Source organism: Foetidibacter luteolus, assembly GCF_009650435.1.
In the GTDB taxonomy this organism is placed as follows: Bacteria; Bacteroidota; Bacteroidia; order Chitinophagales; family Chitinophagaceae; genus Foetidibacter; species Foetidibacter luteolus.
This window is the reverse complement of sequence record NZ_VVIP01000013.1, coordinates 189,507-208,620: the sequence shown is the minus strand read 5'-3', so window position 1 is coordinate 208,620 and position 19,114 is coordinate 189,507. Positions and strand designations below refer to the sequence as shown.

Here is a 19,114-nt window from a genome sequence, read left to right as displayed (position 1 = left end):
CGGCGCCAAAGCACCTTCTTTTCCTAATAGTGGCTTTCCACTCTTGAGTTGTTCCAGGGCCTTGTTCTTCACGGCCTCGTAATCAAACCCGAACGGTGTTTCTGTTTTTGACTTCATCTTGATGTGTTAAAGGTTATCTTATTTTTTAACCTTGACACAGTTTATTTTACAGCCTCGCACGGAAAATAATTTTCCGCATCGGGAAGCTGACATTCTTGCGGAAAATGATCTTCCGCAGGCGGCAAATGATCTTCCGCAGGCGGCAAATGATCTTCCGCAGGCGGCAAATGATCTTCCGCAGGCCGCAAATCATCTTCCGCAGGCCGCAAACGGTCTTCCGCAGGCGGAAAATGATCTTCCGTAGGCGGAAAATGATCTTCCGCAGGCGGCAAATGGTCTTCCGCAGACGGCAAAGAGTCTTCCGTAAGTAGAAAATGTTCTTTCCTGGCCCAATTGCCATTTACCATCATCCGCCGCAATGCTTAAATATTGCTGAAAAGGCCTGCACCTTAAAGGTTTTTTAACCGGTTGCCTGCCGGAATCTTCCTAATCTTATAACGATATTTTTTTTCAACACTTTTAAATCTTTAATCCATGCCCAGACATGATGAAACCCGCATCTACAAAGTACCCGATGCCGACCTTAAGCAACTGGCCGATGACCTGGCCGCCAGTATTGACAGAGACCTTAACCACTTTGCCGAACGGATGATTACCGCCCAGCAACTGGCCACCTTTAACACGCTGATTGGCGAATTTGATGCCTGCGACACCGACGTGGAGCAACTGGGCAACATAACCACCGCCACCGAAGAAAAAGACACCATTACAGACAACCTGCGCAAAGCCATTAGGCCCATACGCAACATGGCTGAGCTGGCCTACGAAGGCAAAAGCCGGTACAACAGTTTTGGCTTTGACGACCTGAGCAAACAAACCGATAACGAGTTGTACCGTACCACCCGCCGCATTTGCCGCCTGGCCAGCCAGTTTATGAGCGACCTTGCGCCGCATGGCTTAACGCCTGCCCACCTGCTTGCCCTGGAAAACCTGGCTACCCAACTGGACAATGCCATAGACAAAGTTGCCGAGGCCATGGAATTGCGGGACATTCAGGCACAGGAACGCATTTTTAAGGGTAACGCCCTGTGGACGGAAATGGCCCGCCTGGCCAGCATTGGCCGCAGTATTTTTGAAGACACCAACGAGGCTTTATACAACGATTATGTGCTGATAGGCGGCAACGGCAATACGGGCACTAACACCCCGCCACCGCTTCCGCAGGAATAATGAGTATGGGAGCTTTTAATAACACATCGCCGCCGGGGTTTCCGGGCGGCAATTTTGTTTTTTGGGGGGAAGCTGAATGCTGCCTTAGCAGGAGTGGCGCGGCATTCTGCCTGTGCCTACCGCAAAATGGCGTACCGGAGGCTGTTGCGGAGAAGGGCTTGGGGTGGGCGCTTTGCGGGGAAGAAAATAGGATTCTATTATTTTGTGGGCAAGAAGGTTTCTACAACTTCATACATACCTGGGTCAAACTTTGCAATTTTAAGAGCTTCGTCTAAATAAGGGGAAGAAGTTGAATTATTTCGCATATTTTGATAATCTTCGATACTTTTCCATTGTGCATACATCGTAACTCTTGTTCCGTCTATACTTCGATGCAGACTTGATGAGATAAACCCTGTCACTTTGCTTACACTGCTTTCCGTTGCCAAAGTCAACAAGTCTACAAGTTTTTGTTGATTAATTGGGTCAACTGTAAATACATTTATTAGTGTCAGAAAATTAGATTCTTTTGTGATTGTTGTCATAGCTATATTAAAGTTTGATAATAGTCTGGTATCGCACTAAACTTGATTGCAACGCATGGATATACCTTGTTGGACTAAACCTTCGGTAGCCTTTGCTATTTTCTTTGCGGAGAAACGTTTATAGTTTTAGATTTTTCACTAAAAATCTAAAATCATGAACACCACAAAACGTTCTCCGAAGAGTGCTACGCTGGTAGCGCAGGCATGTACTAATGTACAGGGATTTTCTGATACGTACCGCCGTTTTAAAAGGTGCATGTCAACTTCAGGCCGTAGCACAAGTATCCCGCTATCCAAAGCTTAGCCAGCGGCTCTTTGGGTTTTTTATAATCGCCACGCTTTGTCTGTTTCCGGCAGCCAAATGTTCATAAGAAGTACCCCAGCTCCTACGCTTCAATAAAAGCTCCCTAGCGAACAAGGCGTACAAGAGTGCGACGCAAGTAAAGCGTCATGGGAGTTACTTCTGCCGGGCCCATAATTATGTTCTAACGAAAGATGATGTTCTCTGGTTTACGGATGACGATCAATTGCACCTGTTGGCACCCCCGCTGCAGGAATAACAAGTATCAGAGCTTTTAATAACACATCGCCGCGGGGTTTCCGGCGGCGATTTTGTTTGGGGGGAGCAGGTTTGTAGTTTTTCATGTTTGGCGTTGCACGGGTTTTTTGCCTGTCATTTAAACAATAGGTAATGCGCCGCCGTCAACCGAATAATTGGCGCCTGTAATATATTTTGCTTGCGGGGAAGCAAGAAACGCAACAAGGTCAGCAATTTCTTCGGGTTCGGCCATTCTGCCTAAGGGCACACCAACTTTGTTCATTACGGTACTAAATGCTTCCTCTGCCGTAATGTTTGATGATGTTGCTATGCCTTCAATAAATTCAAGCATCAACGGTGTTTTTACAACACCTGGCGAAACTACGTTTACACGTATTCCCTTTGCGCCTACTTCATTAGCCAGAGCTTTGCTGTAAACATTCAATGCCGCTTTTGCCGAGGAATAAGACATGGTCATTTCCCAGATCGGCTGTTTGGCAACACCTGTTGAAATGTTGATGATAACGCCGCTTTTTTGTTGGATCATTACAGGCAATAACATTTTGTTAAGGCGCACTGCAGACATAAAGTTTAGTTGCCAGTCATTATACCAGTGTTCGTCTGAAAGGGCGCTGAAACCACCGCCGGGACTTAGATTTGCCCCTGCATTATTGACAATAACATCTATTCTGCCATACTTTTCTACAATTTCTTTGGCAATGATTTCCGCGCTTTCGGGTTGAACAAGGTCTGCTGCAATGAAATGATGTTCACTTGCCTTGTCTTTTGGTGCGTTGCGTGCAGTTACAACCACTTGCGCACCTGCATCACTTAATTTACCGGCTATTGCTTTGCCGATGCCTTTTGTTCCGCCTGTTACCAGAACAACCTGTCCTTTTAATGAACTGCTCATAATACTTCCGTTAAAAATGAACTGCAAAGGTTGTTCTCTAAAAAACAATAACGGTTGCCATTTGGCAACAAAAAGAGTCAGCGGATGTTTTTTCTTATCCGGCTTAATGAAAATCTTGTAACGCCTAAGTAGGAAGCAATGTAAGCTTGCGGAACACGATTGGCAAGTGTTGGAAATTTTTCCAGGAATGACAGGTAGCGTGTAACGGCATCTTCCGAAACTAAGGCAGTTCTTCTTTCCAGGTGTATTTGATATGCTTTTTGAACGGCCTTGGTTATAATCTTGTCCCAATCAGTAATTGTATGGTAAAGTTCTTCCCAATTCTGCTTAGAAAACACAATCAATTTACAGTCGGTAACAGCCTGTAAATAATCGGAAGACACAAGGTTGGCTTCAAAATTTTCGTAATCTACAACCAACCGGTTTTCATCAACAAAATACTTTGTGATTTCGCCACCGTTGTTATCGTAACAGTATATGCGAATCACTCCCTTAACAACAAAACCTACTTGTTTGGGTATTTTTCCTGCTTCCGAAAAGTACCCGCCTTTCTGGAGTTTCAGTTCTGTTGCTTTGCTTGTGATGATGTCGGTTTGCTGTTTGTTCAGGTTGCCAAACTGTAAAAGATATTCGATCAATTCATTCATTGCCGCAAAGTTAGGAATAGTTGTTTGTGTGGTATTTGTTGCCTGATGAAAACTGTCTGTCCCGTGAAATCGTTCAGGTGGGGAAAGATGGTGCGGTCGTTTAAAAGTATTTACCTGTCATAAAAAGTATACTCGTACAATATTTTTCCATAGTGCGTAGAGGGCTTTTTACGAGGATTGAAGTATTCTACGGTATTAATACGCACTTCACTAACTAACCCCAAGTCTCTATAAGTAAATAGCTGTGTATATGAACTTTTACACAAGGATGGTTGGTCTCCATCATATTCAGAAATGTTTCTTTCCATAACCATTCCATTATAAAGTTTTTCTGTTGTTACGGCAAGTATATTATGGTCACCAAAAGTGAAATACGCGGTATCATTAAAAAGTAATTCATTTTTCGATCCCAGGTCTGAATACCCGTTTATGGTAAATATTTGACGCAAACTATCTCCTTTAACAATAACACGCTCCAGTTTGGATTTGCAAAATGCCTGCGCACCGGTTGACTTTTCTGACAGGCAAGGGGCATAATGGTTTACGTTTAAACCGGAAAACACTTTAAAGCTTTGTAAGTAAAACACCATACCTCGAAAAATGGTTGTTGGTACAGACAGCATGTTGGTTTGGGGCCTGGAAGCATTGTAACTGCTTGTTCTGGCCAAATAGGAATAGATGGGGAAATCAATATAAGTATTCAATTGCAGGGTCGGAATATTATCAACATAATTTTGATAAGTTGAAATTAGCCGGTGTTTTGCATCGTACGAATACAGTACACTATCAGTTTTAAAAAGTGTATCCCCAATATATGTTTGCGTAAGTTTCATTTGAAGAAGTGTGTCTTGATAGAAGAATGATGTTACCCTGGATGAATTTGGTGGATAGAGATAGGGAGATGGTTTTCCTGTAATATTCATCAATAAGCCTCTAATGTCGTAATTGTATGTGATTGTATCAGAATAATCAGCCAATGATATTTGTTGAACTCGTTTCACCTTATTTATAAATGCATTTTCCCTCGAAAGCTCCTGGGATAATGCACATGTTGCAGCCATTAGGGCAAGGGTGAACAATGAAATCTTAATCATGTAGTGGGTTTTAAAGCATTTCCAAAGTTGAATAACGTTATGGCTATAATCAAAATTATTGTTACCGTTAGCATTTTGTATTTGCAAAACTATTTCCATATTCCCCACTCCCAAGGAATAGCTTGAAACTCTTTGGATTTTATGCAAACGCCAGACTCTATCTGGTTTCCGGCAGCCACAATGTTCATAAGAAGTACCCCAGCCCCTACGCTTCGATAAAAGCTCCATAGCGAGCAAGGCGTACAAGAGTGCGACGCAAGTAAAGCCCAATGCTTGTTCTTCAGTCCGGCCCATAATGTAAAAGCTGACAGCTACCGGCTGTCAGCTTCCTGCAATAGTAATGGGGCGGTATATCACGCCCTAAAAAATGCAGGTGGAAAACAATTTTCCGTATCCACTTGCCATTTGCCACTCACCTGCCCATGCTGTTAAATGCATCTTTTACAAGAAACAACGATTTAACTACAACGCCCCTTTATTTGGCTACATACAACTTTTAACCTGTGCTGAAATTTGTGTTGTAATTAAAAATTAAAAATTATGAAAAACAAAGTATGGTTTATAACCGGAGCCTCAAAGGGATTAGGCTTAACCCTCGTAAAAAGATTGTTGGCTGAAGGCTACAAAGTAGCTGCCACTTCAAGGGATGTACGGCAATTGCAAAATGCAGTTGGCAGCAGCTCGCCCAATTTCCTGCCTTTGCAGGTAGATATTGTTGACAATACAAGTGTTGGCGATGCAATTACGGGTGTTATCAAAAAATTCGGAACCGTTGATGTGATAGTGAACAATGCCGGATACGGCCAGCTTGGTACAATTGAAGAGCTTACAGACGGAGAGGCACGGCAGAACTTTGATGCCAATGTTTTTGGCACGCTGAACGTTATCAGGAACATAATGCCCCACTTTCGCAGCAAAAAAGCCGGGCATATCATTAACATTTCCTCTATTGCCGGTTTCTTAGGTGCATTTCCAGGCTGGGGTATTTATAATGCTACCAAATTTGCCGTAGCCGGATTAACCGAAGCTTTATCTGCTGAAACTGCTTCTATGGGTGTAAAATGTACCATTGTTTACCCAGGTTATTTTAAAACTAATTTCCTGCTTCAGGGATCATTGAAACTTGCTGACTCGCCCATTACAGATTATAAAGAAGCAAGGGATTTAGAAACTATTCACGACACCCAGATAGTAGGTAACCAGCCTGGCGACCCTGAAAAAGCGGCTATGGCCTTCATTAAACTTGCTGAAAATGAAAACCCGCCATTACACTTCTTTATGGGTTCTGATGCTGTAGGGATGGCAAACACCAAAATTGGCATCTTACAATCATCATTAACCGCTAATGAAGAATTGAGCAAATCAACAGACTATTAAAATCAATTATTAACCTGAGAAATTACAGTAAAATGAAAAATTTATTTTCAATTAAACATCTTACACTGTTGCTGTCAATTTTTGTAGCAAGTGTTAACGCTTTTGCCCAGCAAAACAAAGGAACTAAAAGAGTGCTCATTGTACTTTCCGCAGCGGATACATGGACAAGGGCGGATGGTTCAAAGTATCCTACCGGCTATTGGACGGAAGAATTTGTAGATGTTCATAAAGAATTTGCAGAAGCCGGATACACAGTTGATATTGCTACCCCCGGAGCGAAGAAACCAACGGCTGATCCAAAAAGCCTTGAAGCGAAAACAGTAGGCGCTGAAAAAGCTGTTTTCTTTAAAAGTTATCTTGAAGCGTTGAATAAGACTTTAAGTAACCCGATACCGCTTTCAAATGTAGAAATGAAAGACTATGATGCAGTGATAATCCCCGGCGGACATGGGCCTGTTGAAGACCTGTACAAGGATGCAGACATGGGCAAGGTATTGTTTGCAGCAGATAACTCAAAAAAGATTATAGGTGCCGTATGCCACGGGCAGGCTGCATTTTTAAGTGCGGTTGACAGCAAAGGCAACTGGTTGTTTAAAGGCAGAAAAATGACTTCTTTCAGCGATGCGGAAGAAATAGAATTTGGAACGGCAGACAATGCACCCTGGCTACTGGCCTCTACCTTAAGAAAGTATGGCGCAAACTATACATGCGGTGCAAAAAATTGGGGAGATTATATTATGGTGGATGGCAACCTTATTACAGGTCAAAACCCTGCGTCAAGTATTTCAATGGCAAAAGCGATAATCGAAACCTTACAACAAAAATAATCCGGCAAGGGGCCAATACCCGAGTCCGACCAGGAAAACTGTTTTTCCTGGTCGGATTTTATAATGATACATCAAAGGCTGTGTAGATACGAATATACCGGATAAAATAAGCAGGGTATCGTTGACGTATTCATCCCTGATGAAGTTTTAGTAAATTTATTTATACTGCACAATAAACTAATAATAAAACAATGGCCAATAGCTATATACATACATTTGATTCAATTAGCCAGTTTCATAAAATGAGCGGCCTGCCTAAGCCAGAGCATCCTTTGGTTAGCCTGGTTGATTATGGTTTGGTAGATTACCAAACAGATGAAAAGGAAATAAGCTGGATACAAAATTTTTATACCATTGGATTAAAACGCAATATCCAGGGAAAGTTTCGGTATGGCCAGCAGCAATATGATTTTGATGAAGGCTTAATGGCTTTTGTAGCGCCCGGCCAAATAGTACACCTGTCTACGGAAAAACCCGAAATAAGGCCATCAGGCTACCTTTTGCTAATACACCCGGACTTTATTTGGAGTACTTCATTGAGTAAAAACATCAGGCAGTACGATTTTTTTGGTTATGCAGTAAACGAGGCATTGTTTATGTCTGAAAAGGAAGAGATGATTATTGAGGACATACTGCGAAACATACAACGGGAGTATCACTCTACGATAGATAAATTCAGCCAAAATATTATTGTTGCGCAAATTGAATTATTGCTTAACTATTGTGAGCGTTTTTATCAACGGCAGTTTATAACGCGTAAAAAAAGCAGCCACCAGGTATTGGAAAAATTAGAGCGTGTTTTAAATGAGTGGTACAATGATGATAATTTGATTGACAAAGGGTTGCCCACTGCCCACGACATAGCAAGCTCATTAAATGTATCAACCAATTATTTGGGAACGCTTTTAAAAACCCTGACAGGGCAAAATACGCAACAGCATATACATAATAAACTAATGGAAAAAGCGAAAGAAAAGCTTTCTACCACCAAACTCACCGTAAGTGAAATTGCTTACGAATTAGGATTTGAGCATTCCCAAAGTTTTTCAAAGTTTTTTAAAAGTAAAACCAATCAAAGCCCTTTAGAATTCCGGGCTTCTTTTAATTAAGAGAATTAAAGCACAACTTTCATTGCAATCATAGCATTCTTTTCCCCAAGCCCCTACGCTTCGATAAAAGCTCCATAGCGAACAAGGCGTACAAGTGAGTGACACAACGATGCCCAATGCTTATTCCCCGGCCGGGCTCATTATTCCGCTTGCAAAGTTTCTGACGCCAAAGGTGGCAGAAACCTGTGTGGTAACTGGTCTAATCCAGCTTAACCTTGTTTTTTAATTCATCAATGATGGCGGCGTTAATCCAGTAAATATCGAAGTCGTTACCGGTATTTCTTCCGAAGAACAAATACTTCCCGTCTGGTGAAACCCTGGCAAACCTTTCAGAAAAGCGGGTATTTATTTTGTCACCCATATTAACAGGTGCAGCCCAGCTTCCATCTTTTTTGCGAAAGGCTATGTACAAATCAAGGTTTCCCTCAATGCCGGTTGGCCGGTCTGATTCAAATATCAAATAGCTTTCATCGGCAGCTATAAAAGGGCCGTCTTCATAACCCTCTGAGTTGATGGGGGCAGGTAACCGGCTTATTTTTCCACTATTGTCTGCCTGGTAAATGTTCCAGTCCATAGTGCCCTGCGGCCCGATAATAAAATACCTTGTTCCGTTGTTTGAAATTGAACTGGCATACGCATCTTTCTTAAATACGGTAGTATCCAGCACTGCGGCCGGGGACCATCCCTGCGGCTGCCTGACTGCATACCACAAAGTGTTTTTACGCGGAGAGGATGTATCAGCAGTTCTGTCTGTGCTAAAATATAACGTGTCTCCATTTGCTGAAAAATTTGGATAAACCTCGTTGAAGGTTGTATCGCTGAAGGAAGGTGACTGCGGCGCCGACCATTGATTGTTTACAAAATTCATTTCCAGTAAACAGGTTTGGTAAGAAGGCATTTTCATGATCGTCCAAACTACGGTTTTGCCATCAGGTGAAAATGCAGGGGCGCTGTGTTCATGGGCATCGGTACTTATTGTACCGCGGGCAAATACCCTGGCAACCATACCCGGCTGTTGTTCATTGATGTAATTGACCGGGCTGTTCTCCTGGGCTGTTAAGCAACAGCATGCAAATGGCAATACGGTGAGTAAGATAGCTTTTGAATTCATTACCGGTTAGTTTATTGGCTGGCTGTATGCATAGTGTTACACAACAGGTGAGACACGTGATAATAAAAAGCGGGAATACCTTAAAGCTAAGCAGGATAAAATGTAGCTGCGTAACCGCTTATCAAAAACTGGGGCAGGGGTGGAGTATAATGATGACAACATGTTGTTAACAGTTGATGATTTTTTTACCCGCTGCAGTGTTTTATGGGGCTTCGATCGGTCGGCTGGCGCTGGTGTTTTCGGGCAGCGTTATTTCTGTATAGGATCGCAATTTTTTGTAATGGGAGAAACAGGGTTCAATGTGTCCTACAATAAAGGAAAAGTTACTTACGGAGAAAGCACGGAGCCGACGGGGGTAAATCCAAGGTGAATAATTTTTATGTATCATCCAACATAAACGGTAACACATTAGGAAACCTTGGCCTGGGCTTCAGGTGGCTTATGTAAACAATAACTCTTTCATTGGGGGAAACAAAAAGGGGCTGCTTGGTATTGGCGGCCCCTTGCTGTTTGAGATAATTCGTTATTAATATCCTTCGTTTTGGTCAAGGTTGGGGTTAACCCTAATATCCCGTATGGGTATAGGGAAAACGAGTTTGGGTGAATTGAATGTTAATTGCCCTATGCTTTTACCCTGGCGCTTGATGTCGTGCAGGTTAAAGCCTTCAAAAGCAAGTTCAAGCTTACGTTCTTTAAGGATGGCGGCGAGTGTTAAATTAGCTGCTGTAATTTCCGGAAGGCCAACCCTGTCACGGATTTTTTTAATGTCGTCAGCAGGAGATTCCCCGGTGGAAGTACCCAATCTGAAGTTAGCTTCAGCACGGGTAAGATATAGTTCTGCCAGGCGGATGACGGGTACATTAGCATACAAATTGTCAAATTTGCCAGTGTAAACAGTTCCTCCGGATGAGTAAAAAAGGTTTAAACGTTCGTCACCTGTTTCATAAAGATTCAGATGGGCATCTTCTATTGCAATATCACCCCTGCCCAAAGCGGAAAAATAAGTTTGAAAATCATTTTCACCAGAGCTGGTGGTTACCTGCATCGCAAAAATATCTTCGTCAGTATTTCCTGTAGCGGATGGTGGGTCTGTATAAGGAAAAGCATCAGCATAGTTCGACATAAGCCTATACCCATTTTCTTCTGCCAGTTCAATTGCCTCGTTCGCTTTATCTCTAGCATCGGCATATTTACCCTGTTGCAGGTAAACCCTGGAAAGCATGGCCAAAGCGGCAATTTTGGTGGCAAAAAAGCCATTGCTAACGGGCAGTTTATTAGAGGCATCTGTTAAATCTGCTATTACCTGTGTATATACCTCAGCTACTTTGTTGCGTTTTACAAGGCTGGCTTCGGTTATGCCCGCAGTAGGTGTAACAACAACAGGAACGCCTAAATTGGTATTGGGGTCGCCATCGTTCCATGCTTTTCCATACATTCTTACCAGGTCAAACAAAGCTGAGCCTCTTATAAACTTAGCCTCGCCTTCAACCCTGTCTTTTGAATCTTCGTCAACCACATCCAATGCCTGCAGCACGTTGTTAACATCATTAATAGTCCGATAGCCCCATATCCAGATATCGGTTATAAAACCATTGTCAACTGGAATTGCTTTGTTATAAATCTGTGTAAGCCCCTGGAAGGTGCCACTCCATCCCAACTCGTTGGAATTAGCCAGTAATTCTGACGCAACGGCCAATTGTCCACCATAAAAATTGTTGTCGCCAAAGTTGCGATAAGCTCCTACAAGCGCAACTTTTACATCGTTACTGGTAAGCAGGGCATCATCAACATCTATACTTTGCGTGGGCCGCGTATCCAGCTTTTTGTTACAGCCAACCAGGGCTAAGCCTGTAAGTAATATTGAAAAGAAAAATATGTGCTTCATTGAAAATTATTTAAGGTGATGTTTACAAACCTATGTTTATGCCAAATACAATAGATTTTATCTGGGGGGCTGAATAAAAATCAACGCCCTGGTTAATATTGGATACCTGGTAGTCTGAATTTACTTCGGGGTCCCAGCCTACATAGTTTGTGATGGTAAACAGGTTTTGTGCACGTGCATATAGCCTTAGCCTTTCCAGCTTCATTTTCTTAGCTATTTTCGCAGGCAGATTAAAGCCGAGCGTAACAGCCTTAACACGCAGGTAAGAGCCGTTGGCAATGTACCTGCTGGATGGGTTTACACCATTGCCATAAAAAAGCCTTGCTTCGGGTATCATGGTTATATCACCGGGTTTTTCCCAGGCGCCAAGCTGGTCGAGTGTCTGGTTATCAAAACCATTACTGCCGCTGGCAGACATGTATTGGCCGCCGCCCAGGTAGTTCTCATTACCCTGCACGCCCTGCAGCAATACATCAAGGTCAAAATTTTTGTAAACAAACGTGTTGGTAAAACCATAAATAAAGTCTGGATTGGGATTGCCTATCACCACATCCTGTGCTTCGTTGTAATCATTGGTGGTAGTGCGGTCACGTGTTCCGTCGGTTTTTAAAGTATTCTTATAATACAGGGCATCTCCGTTGGCAGGGTCTGCGCCGGCAAATTCCCTGGCCATAAAAATACCCAGGGCTTCGCCTTCTTTGGCTTTGTTCTGGTCGGCGCCCAATACCTGGCCACCCAGATTGGTTATCTTGTTCCTGTTAGCGGCAAAGTTTAAAGAAGTTGTCCACCTGAAGGATTTGTTGGATACGTTGGTGGAGTTTAAAGTAACTTCAATGCCTTTGTTGGTAAGGTTACCAATGTTTTTCAATTGTGTTGTAAAACCAGATGTGGAAGGTATTTCAACATCAAGCAATAAATCTCTTGTCCTTCTTTCGTAATAGGCAATTTCAAAACCAAGGCGGTTGTTAAATATGCTGCCTTCCAGCCCAAAATCCATACCGGCGGTAGTTTCCCATTTTAAATCCGGGTTCTTAATCTGTATCGGGCGTTGACCGGCCTGACCACCATAAGCTGCATCGCCGGCGTAAAGGCCCCTCCAGTCGAAGTTTCCTATTTCAGCATTTCCGGTAATTCCATAGCTGGCCTTAACCTTTAAAAAGTTCAACCAGTGTATATTTTGCATAAAACTTTCTTCAGTCATAATCCAGGCTGCCGAAGCCGCCGGGAAGAAGCCATACCTGTTATTGGTGCCAAAACGGGATGAACCATCGTACCTGCCGCTTACGGCAATGATATACCTGTCGTTAAGCTTATAGTTGGCCCTTAGGAAGTAAGAGAGGAAAGTGAACTCTGTAGATTCCGTAGTGGCATCTGTTTTGGATGCTGCACTTTGCAGTTTCTTGTAAGCATCGCTGGGGAAGGTTTCACCTTCTGCCAGGCTGGATGTGCGGGTTTGTTTCTGGTAGCTCATACCGCCGGATACATCCAGTGCATGAATTTCTTTAAATGTGTTGCTATAATTGAAGAAATTATTGGTAGTAACATTCAAAATTTCATCAGATGTAAAGAAGCCACTGCCATTGGGCACACCAGTATTGCGGGCGGTTACTGTTCCGTAGTAAGCTTCTTCATTTTGAGAAAGCAGGTCTGCACCAAACTCTGAACGGAAATTCAGGTGTTTGGAAAGCTTTACGTTTCCATAGAAGTTGCCGATAGTTCTGTTTACCCTTGTTTCGTAGGAAGCGTTATTTACACTTAACAGCGGGTTATAATAAACCGGGTAGTTGGTGTTGGGGGCGCCGGTATTCGGATCCAACTGGCCGCTTGGTAAACCTGTCCTGGGGTCAATTTCAGGTGTGATGGGTGATAACGCCACAATCTGCAAAGGCGTTGAAAACGCATTATCATTAGATATCCTGAAGTTATTGGAGCGGGCCAAGTTCATGTTCATGCCTATATTCAGCCAGTTGTTCATCTGGTGGTCAACATTCAGCCTGCCGCTGTAACGCTTGTAATTATTGCGCACCATAATACCATCCTGGTCAAGGTACTGCCCGGATGCAAAGAATTTGGTCTTATCGTTGCCTCCAGAAAAATTTACATCATATTGTGATATTGGTGCATCCTGAAAAGCAAGGTCCTGCCAGTTTGTATTTACTTTGGCTGTTTTCCAGTCTTCATTGCCGGCAGAATATCTTGTAAGCCTGCTTTCCACAAAAGCAATGCTGGCATCAATGGCTTCCTGCTCGTTTGCATAGTCGTCAGGATAATAAATATAATCCTGTTTACCACCGCCAATAGCTGCTTTCATAAAATAGTCAACATATTGCTGGGCATCCATGAATTTCATTTTTCGGGTTGGTTTTTGAAACCCGGTAAAATAGCTTACATCAACTTTTGAAGTGCCAGATTTTCCTTTTTTGGTAGAGATAAGCACAACGCCGTTGGAGCCACGGGAACCATAGATAGCCGCAGCCGATGCATCTTTCAAAATTTCAATGGATTCAATGTCGTTCATGTTAATATCTGCCAGCGGGTTGGTTTGAGCGCCATTGCTGGAAAGGTTCGCGGTAATAACAGGAATGCCGTCAATTACATACAAAGGCTCATTGCCGGCGGTTACCGATGCCGCGCCGCGTATGCGTATGTTAATACCCTGGCCTACCTTGCCGTTTTGCTGCTGCACAAATACACCGGCAGCCCGGCCTTGTATAGCGGTTTCAAAGCTGGTGGCAGGTGTGTTGGTAATTTCCTTCGCACTGATTTTTGCTACAGAGCCGGTAACATCTCTTTTTACTTTGGTTCCATAGCCAACTACCACCACTTCGCTGAGCGATTTATCCGATGGTAAGAGCTGAATGTTGAAACTGGAAGCGGTAACTGGTACTTCCATGTCTTCAAACCCCACATACGAGAATACCAATTCCTTAATTTTCTGATCCACTGTAATGGAAAAAGTTCCGTCAATCCTGGTAAGCGCCGTGGCTTTGCCGCCCTTGGTTTTTACTGTTACATTTTCGAGTGGGTTACCTGTTCGTGAGTCGGTTACCGTGCCGGTAATTTCTTTGGTTTGCGAGTAGGCTGCCAGTGAGAATAGCAAAGCCCAGCACCATAAAAGCGCTTTTCTCATGCGATCGTAGTTTTGATTTAAAATTTAAGGTAATATTATGAAAATAATTGGCATGTTGTTGAGAACGGCCTGATTAAATCTTACCGCAAAGCTAAATACCATGTATATAACTTATTGTAATATAATTCGTTGAGGCTCTAATTGTAGTTTTCTGCCTTTAATGCTTTGGGAGACCAATTCCGTAAAAAATCCATCACTTTGGGTTTGCTATAATAATTATTCTGCTCCAAATAGCCTGAGTTTTGGGTGTGTATGCGGTTACCATCAGCATCAAGTACAATAAATACCGGGAAGCCAAAACGTTGCGGGAAACCATAGTGATCGAATACAGCCTTGTTTTTATTTTCCGGGCTGTAATTAAGATGATAAACGATGTAGTTTGCTTTTACAAGAGAATCAACCTGCCTGTCAGCAGTTGCCAGGCGGTTAAATTTATGGCACCAGCTACACCAGTTACCACCGGCCATTATCAATACATGTTTGTTTTCAGCTTTTGCTTGTTTTATGGCGTCTGTAATATCGGCCGCGGCATTGGCATCGGGGTGATATAGCAGCGAATCGCTGTAAGCTGCCCTCGCATTCAAGGATAATATTAAAAGAAATACTATATACAGATATTTTTTCATGAAGCAAAAGTAGTACTGGTAATAATATGGTATATGACAACTATAATAATTTCAGATAAGGATGAGAGGGCATTCAGTTTTAGCGTAAGCTTGCCTGCAAAGATAGCAGCATGTTCCCCCTCGGGTGAGGGATTGCAGCGGCTACCCCGGTGAGGGCTTGTGCCTGGCTTTTGTGCCGGAGTAATAGCGGAAAGCCCGGCCCCTTGCGATAGCTTGGGGACACCGCCAAGTAAGAAGAATGAAGTACGAAGTACTTATCTATGTAAGATGTTAGATGCGGGATGTGTAATTTCGGGAAGCATATCAAGCAAAGAATTTTTTATGGGCCCGGCAGGAGGAACAAATATGAGGCTTCGTTGCGTCGCACTCTTATACGTCCTGTTCGCTATGCAGCTTTGTAGCCCTGGTAGCAGCTTATGGCAGGGCTTCTCCGTGTGCCCAGTCATTTATCATACTATATATATCGTCTGCTGTTTTGCCTTGTTTACGCAGGTATTGAATGGACACAGCGCCGGCTGATTTAGATAATTTTTTACCTCCGGGTTCCATTATCAGCGGGTGGTGATGAAATGCCGAGCTTCGAAAGGCAGCAGTTTCAGGCAACAGCAGGGAGAGATAATGTTGTGCAACTGTGGAGGGCCAAAGATCTTGTCCGCGAACAATTAAATCAACTTCATAATAAACATCATCCAGCAACGATGCCAACTGGTAGGAAGGAAAGCCATCTTTTTTTCTTACTATAAAATACTGCATGGATGCAGGCAGGTAGCAGCTTGCAGGGTTGCCGAGGTAGTTGTTTATTAACAGTGGCTGAGTAGCTGACGTACGCAGCCGCCAGCTTGCGTTGGGTGTATTAAGCGGCAGGCTTTTATGCAGGCAGGTGCCGGGATAAGTGCCCACAGGAGATTTTTTGAGTATCTCTGTACGGGAACAGGTACAGGCAAAAACATGCCCATTGCTTTGCAGAAAATCCAGGGCCTGGTTGTAAAGGTGCATGCGGTGTACCTGCGAAAATTTGGCTTCAAATTCTTCAGCGCTGGCGGGGCCTTGCTGCCATGTTATGTTTAAAAAATTAAGCGTATCAAAAATGTCTTTAAGGTAAGCGCTGTTGGCCCGGGCCTGGTCAAGGTCATCTATGCGCAGCAGTACGCTGGCGCCGGTTTGTTTGGCCAGCTTTGTTGTTAGGGCAAATGAAAAAATATTGCCCAGGTGCAGGTAGCCGCTTGGTGTGGGGGCTATTCTTGTTTTGTAATAGCTGATACTCATATTAAATGCCGGGCCAGCAAATTTAAATGCCGGGCCTGTAATAAACAGTCGTAACCCTTGTTATGCGGCCAGTTTCTGCAAAATTTTTATCTCATCCGTTACAATAGTGCTTATCAGTTCAAACTGTTCGGTAATGGTTTTTAAATCACTCAGGGTTTTTCTCACGGATTGTATGCCATCATCATTTCCTGATTCCATTTCTTTTATGCGTGTAGCCAGCAGTTCATTTACTTTTTCCAGTATGGGCAGCTTGGTTTGTTTAATATCAAGTTGAGATACTTTGTGGTGTTCGGCAATATCTATAGTTAGCTGCAATTGCATGCTTACTTTGTTTACAATGGGTTCAAAGTCTTTACTAGCATACCTGTTGCCGGTGCGTTGCGCAAAGTAAGATAGGGATGCCACATACGATGTAAGCACATGCACACTTGCCACCAACTGGTGATAAAGCTGCAGGTTATGCTGTTGAAATTTTGGCTCAGACAGCATTTTTTGAAAATGATCTGAAAGGTTGGCAAGTGCTACAAAAGCTTCCTGCCGCTGTTTCTTAAAGCTGGTAACAGGGTTACCGGTAAAGGCCTGGGCCACCGCGTCAAAATAGCTTTTGTTGGCTTTAAGCATGGCAATGATGTAGGTATTAATCTGCTCACGCCCCCAGGATGGTAAAACAAAAAAAGAACATATAAATGCAATGGCACAGCCTATAATGGTATCAATTATCCTGTCGCTGATAACGGTTTGAAAAGAAGTGCTGCTTAAAAAATGAAAACTGATAAGTACATAAATAGTAACCCCGGCCGTACCTACAAAATAATTGGTTTTAATAAAGCTGTAGGATAATACCATGGCGATAATCATGATAATGAAAAGAGCGCTTCTGTCTTTAACAAGGTAAAGTATGCCAAAGCCGATGAGTATGCCCACCACAGTGCCGGCAACCCTTTGTATGTTGCGTTGCTTGGATAAACTGTATGCCGGTTTAAGGATGGTAACAATGGTTAGCAATATCCAGTAACTGTGCCCCAGCGGAAAAAACAGGGAGATAATATAACCAGCCAGCAATGCCACTGTTACCCTTACCGCATGGCGAAAGTGATTGGATGAAAGCGAAAGGTTTTCAATAAGCAGTTGCGGGTTTATTTCTGTGTGTTCTACATCCTTATCCGGTTTAATATCTCCTTTAAAGCTCCTGATAACTTTTTTATCGTAACCGGTAAAGCTGCGCAGCCTTTTAATGCGTTCTGCCACATCCTGTATGCTGTACAGTATCTGGCGAAGTTTTATAAACTGTTCAATAGTGTCCGGGCTTAATTTTTCTTTGCGCAGGGCAAGAAACGCGTTTAGGGGTTGCCTGGCAATTACATCAATGTCGGTATCCTGGCTGGCCTGCAGGCCGGTTTGTATTGCCAGGCCAATTTCAAAAAGTTCATTTGCCAATGCCTCAATACAGGTTTGATAAGTTTCCAGTATGCCCATGCCGTCAAATTCATCATGCAGCTCCTGGTAGTTGTGCTGGGATGTCATGATGCTTTCCAGCAAATCCACACTGTCTAAAAACATCATCATCAATATCCTGCCCTTAACGGTGGAGTCTTCAATAATGGTCCTTGTTTTAAACAGCATCTCCCGCAGGTCATCCTGGTGCTGGTGAATTTTTACCTGCAGCTCAATAAGGCGGTTGTAAAGGGCTGTATAATCTGGCTGGCGGCTGTACAATTTTCCTTTTACCCGCAGGTAGTCTGATGTTTCCATCAGGCTTTCGCCCATCAATTGCTGAATAAACTTATAAGGCTGCAGGGTATGCAAAAAAAGGCTGAGTATTATATACCATATACCGCCCACCGCAAACCATAAAATGGTTTGCCACAGGTTAATGGTTTCCAGGTGCCCGTCTGAGTTAAACGTGAAAACAATTAACGCTATCAGCCCAATGGAAGAAACCCGGTTTCCATAAACGCCTATCAGGGAAAAAAACATTCCAAATAAAACAATACAGGCAATTATTAAAATGGGCTGGTGATATACCAACCCTGTTATCAGCACAACAATAATATTTATTACCAGGCTTGCGGCAAGGCTGTTGCGGCGGTGGTGCAGGGGGCCGGGGTTATCTGTCAGGCTTACACAAAGGGCGCCCATAGGCAGGGCCATCATTACCAGTAAAAGATCATAATAATATAAAGCAAAGGCCGGAATAATTACCCCGGCTGTTATTCTAAAACCGTGAAAAAAGTACTGGCTGGTAATAAATCTCTGCAGTATAGCCCTGTAATTCATAGATCGTAAACTTAGCCTTAAAGTTAGTATTCAACCGGCATGTTGTTCATATTCATCTTTTTAGCCATCCATATATTTATAAAAAACCTTAAACGAATGCTATGGAAAATTTAACACACAACCGCATTCTTTTAATTATTTTTTTATGAATTCAAAAAAATATATCATTAAACTTGTGATGAATAAAAAAATACCCCCAGAACATGGAAATTGAAGTATTGCTTCCCATTAATGAAAAACACTCCATAGGAGAGTATGTGCGGGCACACAAGAGTTTCATTGAGCGAATATCTTTTAACGCTTCCACATTCCAGATGTTTCTTGTAATTAACGATGTAATTGATGTTGGCAAAAGAAAGTTTCTCAAAAAATCATCCGCCTTGTCTAAAGTGTTTAAGGCGCCCGATGCCAGACCTTTTACATTTGTAATCTGCAGAAATTAATAAGGGAGTTATAAAATCTTTAATTCTACCCCGGCGGGGTAGAATTTTTTTTGCCCG

Annotated in this window: 16 protein-coding genes and 1 pseudogene; 5 read left to right on the top strand and 12 right to left on the bottom strand. The window is 42.9% G+C overall.

All coding sequences use genetic code 11. The annotated features are described in order from the left end of the window. Positions 1-161: 161 nt before the first annotated feature. The gene (locus F0364_RS04660) at positions 162-470 is read right to left on the bottom strand and encodes a hypothetical protein (protein WP_153796591.1); all 309 of its coding nucleotides are present in this window, start codon (positions 468-470) and stop codon (positions 162-164) included. Between the two features lie 124 nt (positions 471-594). On the opposite strand from F0364_RS04660, the gene F0364_RS04655 reads away from it, so the two are divergent. Next, a complete protein-coding gene (locus F0364_RS04655; protein WP_153796590.1) occupies positions 595-1,290 on the top strand; it encodes a hypothetical protein in 696 nt (231 codons plus the stop codon). Positions 1,291-1,487: 197 nt separating this feature from the next. On the opposite strand, the gene F0364_RS04650 is transcribed toward F0364_RS04655, so the two are convergent. The 5 genes and pseudogenes from F0364_RS04650 to F0364_RS04635 form a co-directional block, all read right to left on the bottom strand. Then, on the bottom strand, positions 1,488-1,814 hold the full coding sequence (locus F0364_RS04650; RefSeq protein ID WP_153796589.1) for an antibiotic biosynthesis monooxygenase family protein: 327 nt from the start codon (positions 1,812-1,814) through the stop codon (positions 1,488-1,490). 510 nt (positions 1,815-2,324) lie between these two features. Then, positions 2,325-2,459 carry a hypothetical protein gene (locus tag F0364_RS29285; RefSeq protein ID WP_262885368.1) on the bottom strand — a complete coding sequence of 45 codons (135 nt, stop codon included), beginning with the start codon at positions 2,457-2,459 and terminating at the stop codon, positions 2,325-2,327. 32 nt (positions 2,460-2,491) lie between these two features. Further along, entirely contained in the window at positions 2,492-3,556 is a 1,065-nt protein-coding gene (locus F0364_RS04645; protein WP_235921011.1) for an SDR family oxidoreductase, read from the bottom strand. 23 nt (positions 3,557-3,579) lie between these two features. Further along, a pseudogene (locus F0364_RS29135) lies at positions 3,580-3,912 on the bottom strand (Crp/Fnr family transcriptional regulator); the annotation flags it as partial. A gap of 110 nt (positions 3,913-4,022) precedes the next feature. Continuing rightward, complete coding sequence (locus F0364_RS04635; RefSeq protein WP_153796587.1) at positions 4,023-5,300, bottom strand: hypothetical protein; 1,278 nt, start codon at positions 5,298-5,300, stop codon at positions 4,023-4,025. Between the two features lie 246 nt (positions 5,301-5,546). Between F0364_RS04635 and F0364_RS04630 the strand changes: the two genes are divergently transcribed. The 3 genes from F0364_RS04630 to F0364_RS04620 all read left to right on the top strand — a co-directional run bounded on the left by F0364_RS04630 (position 5,547) and on the right by F0364_RS04620 (position 8,319). Beyond that, on the top strand, positions 5,547-6,383 hold the full coding sequence (locus F0364_RS04630) for an SDR family NAD(P)-dependent oxidoreductase (protein ID WP_207632511.1): 837 nt from the start codon (positions 5,547-5,549) through the stop codon (positions 6,381-6,383). Positions 6,384-6,415: 32 nt separating this feature from the next. Next, positions 6,416-7,210: a type 1 glutamine amidotransferase domain-containing protein gene (locus tag F0364_RS04625; RefSeq protein WP_153796585.1), complete on the top strand. Its 795-nt coding sequence runs from the start codon at positions 6,416-6,418 to the stop codon at positions 7,208-7,210. A gap of 191 nt (positions 7,211-7,401) precedes the next feature. Further along, positions 7,402-8,319: a helix-turn-helix domain-containing protein gene (locus F0364_RS04620; RefSeq protein WP_153796584.1), complete on the top strand. Its 918-nt coding sequence runs from the start codon at positions 7,402-7,404 to the stop codon at positions 8,317-8,319. A 199-nt stretch (positions 8,320-8,518) separates the two neighbouring features. On the opposite strand, the gene F0364_RS04615 is transcribed toward F0364_RS04620, so the two are convergent. The 6 genes from F0364_RS04615 to F0364_RS04590 form a co-directional block, all read right to left on the bottom strand. Next, positions 8,519-9,430, bottom strand: a complete 912-nt coding sequence (locus tag F0364_RS04615) for a TolB family protein (protein ID WP_153796583.1) — start codon at positions 9,428-9,430, stop codon at positions 8,519-8,521. A gap of 526 nt (positions 9,431-9,956) precedes the next feature. After that, positions 9,957-11,315: a RagB/SusD family nutrient uptake outer membrane protein gene (locus F0364_RS04610; protein ID WP_153796582.1), complete on the bottom strand. Its 1,359-nt coding sequence runs from the start codon at positions 11,313-11,315 to the stop codon at positions 9,957-9,959. A gap of 22 nt (positions 11,316-11,337) precedes the next feature. Next, on the bottom strand, positions 11,338-14,445 hold the full coding sequence (locus tag F0364_RS04605) for a SusC/RagA family TonB-linked outer membrane protein (protein WP_153796581.1): 3,108 nt from the start codon (positions 14,443-14,445) through the stop codon (positions 11,338-11,340). 137 nt (positions 14,446-14,582) lie between these two features. Further along, positions 14,583-15,071: a thioredoxin family protein gene (locus F0364_RS04600; RefSeq protein ID WP_153796580.1), complete on the bottom strand. Its 489-nt coding sequence runs from the start codon at positions 15,069-15,071 to the stop codon at positions 14,583-14,585. A gap of 414 nt (positions 15,072-15,485) precedes the next feature. Beyond that, positions 15,486-16,337: a glutamate--tRNA ligase family protein gene (locus F0364_RS04595; RefSeq protein WP_153796579.1), complete on the bottom strand. Its 852-nt coding sequence runs from the start codon at positions 16,335-16,337 to the stop codon at positions 15,486-15,488. Between the two features lie 60 nt (positions 16,338-16,397). After that, positions 16,398-18,614 (bottom strand): FUSC family protein, encoded by a 2,217-nt coding sequence (locus tag F0364_RS04590; protein WP_153796578.1) that lies wholly within the window; start codon positions 18,612-18,614, stop codon positions 16,398-16,400. Positions 18,615-18,817: 203 nt separating this feature from the next. Between F0364_RS04590 and F0364_RS04585 the strand changes: the two genes are divergently transcribed. Then, complete coding sequence (locus F0364_RS04585) at positions 18,818-19,057, top strand: hypothetical protein (protein WP_153796577.1); 240 nt, start codon at positions 18,818-18,820, stop codon at positions 19,055-19,057. Positions 19,058-19,114 lie beyond the last annotated feature (57 nt).

What these genes read in the sequence shown, in the direction of transcription:
- F0364_RS04600 (WP_153796580.1), bottom strand. Translation starts at nt 15,071, where the DNA reads ATGAAAAAATATCTGTATATAGTATTTCTTTTAATATTATCCTTGAAT.
- F0364_RS04590 (WP_153796578.1), bottom strand. Translation starts at nt 18,614, where the DNA reads ATGAATTACAGGGCTATACTGCAGAGATTTATTACCAGCCAGTACTTT.
- F0364_RS04630 (WP_207632511.1), top strand. Translation starts at nt 5,547, where the DNA reads ATGAAAAACAAAGTATGGTTTATAACCGGAGCCTCAAAGGGATTAGGC.
- F0364_RS04655 (WP_153796590.1), top strand. Translation starts at nt 595, where the DNA reads ATGCCCAGACATGATGAAACCCGCATCTACAAAGTACCCGATGCCGAC.
- F0364_RS04635 (WP_153796587.1), bottom strand. Translation starts at nt 5,300, where the DNA reads ATGGGCCGGACTGAAGAACAAGCATTGGGCTTTACTTGCGTCGCACTC.
- F0364_RS04650 (WP_153796589.1), bottom strand. Translation starts at nt 1,814, where the DNA reads ATGACAACAATCACAAAAGAATCTAATTTTCTGACACTAATAAATGTA.
- F0364_RS04595 (WP_153796579.1), bottom strand. Translation starts at nt 16,337, where the DNA reads ATGAGTATCAGCTATTACAAAACAAGAATAGCCCCCACACCAAGCGGC.
- F0364_RS04660 (WP_153796591.1), bottom strand. Translation starts at nt 470, where the DNA reads ATGATGGTAAATGGCAATTGGGCCAGGAAAGAACATTTTCTACTTACG.
- F0364_RS04625 (WP_153796585.1), top strand. Translation starts at nt 6,416, where the DNA reads ATGAAAAATTTATTTTCAATTAAACATCTTACACTGTTGCTGTCAATT.
- F0364_RS04585 (WP_153796577.1), top strand. Translation starts at nt 18,818, where the DNA reads ATGGAAATTGAAGTATTGCTTCCCATTAATGAAAAACACTCCATAGGA.
- F0364_RS29285 (WP_262885368.1), bottom strand. Translation starts at nt 2,459, where the DNA reads ATGAAAAACTACAAACCTGCTCCCCCCAAACAAAATCGCCGCCGGAAA.
- F0364_RS04615 (WP_153796583.1), bottom strand. Translation starts at nt 9,430, where the DNA reads ATGAATTCAAAAGCTATCTTACTCACCGTATTGCCATTTGCATGCTGT.
- F0364_RS04605 (WP_153796581.1), bottom strand. Translation starts at nt 14,445, where the DNA reads ATGAGAAAAGCGCTTTTATGGTGCTGGGCTTTGCTATTCTCACTGGCA.
- F0364_RS04620 (WP_153796584.1), top strand. Translation starts at nt 7,402, where the DNA reads ATGGCCAATAGCTATATACATACATTTGATTCAATTAGCCAGTTTCAT.
- F0364_RS04610 (WP_153796582.1), bottom strand. Translation starts at nt 11,315, where the DNA reads ATGAAGCACATATTTTTCTTTTCAATATTACTTACAGGCTTAGCCCTG.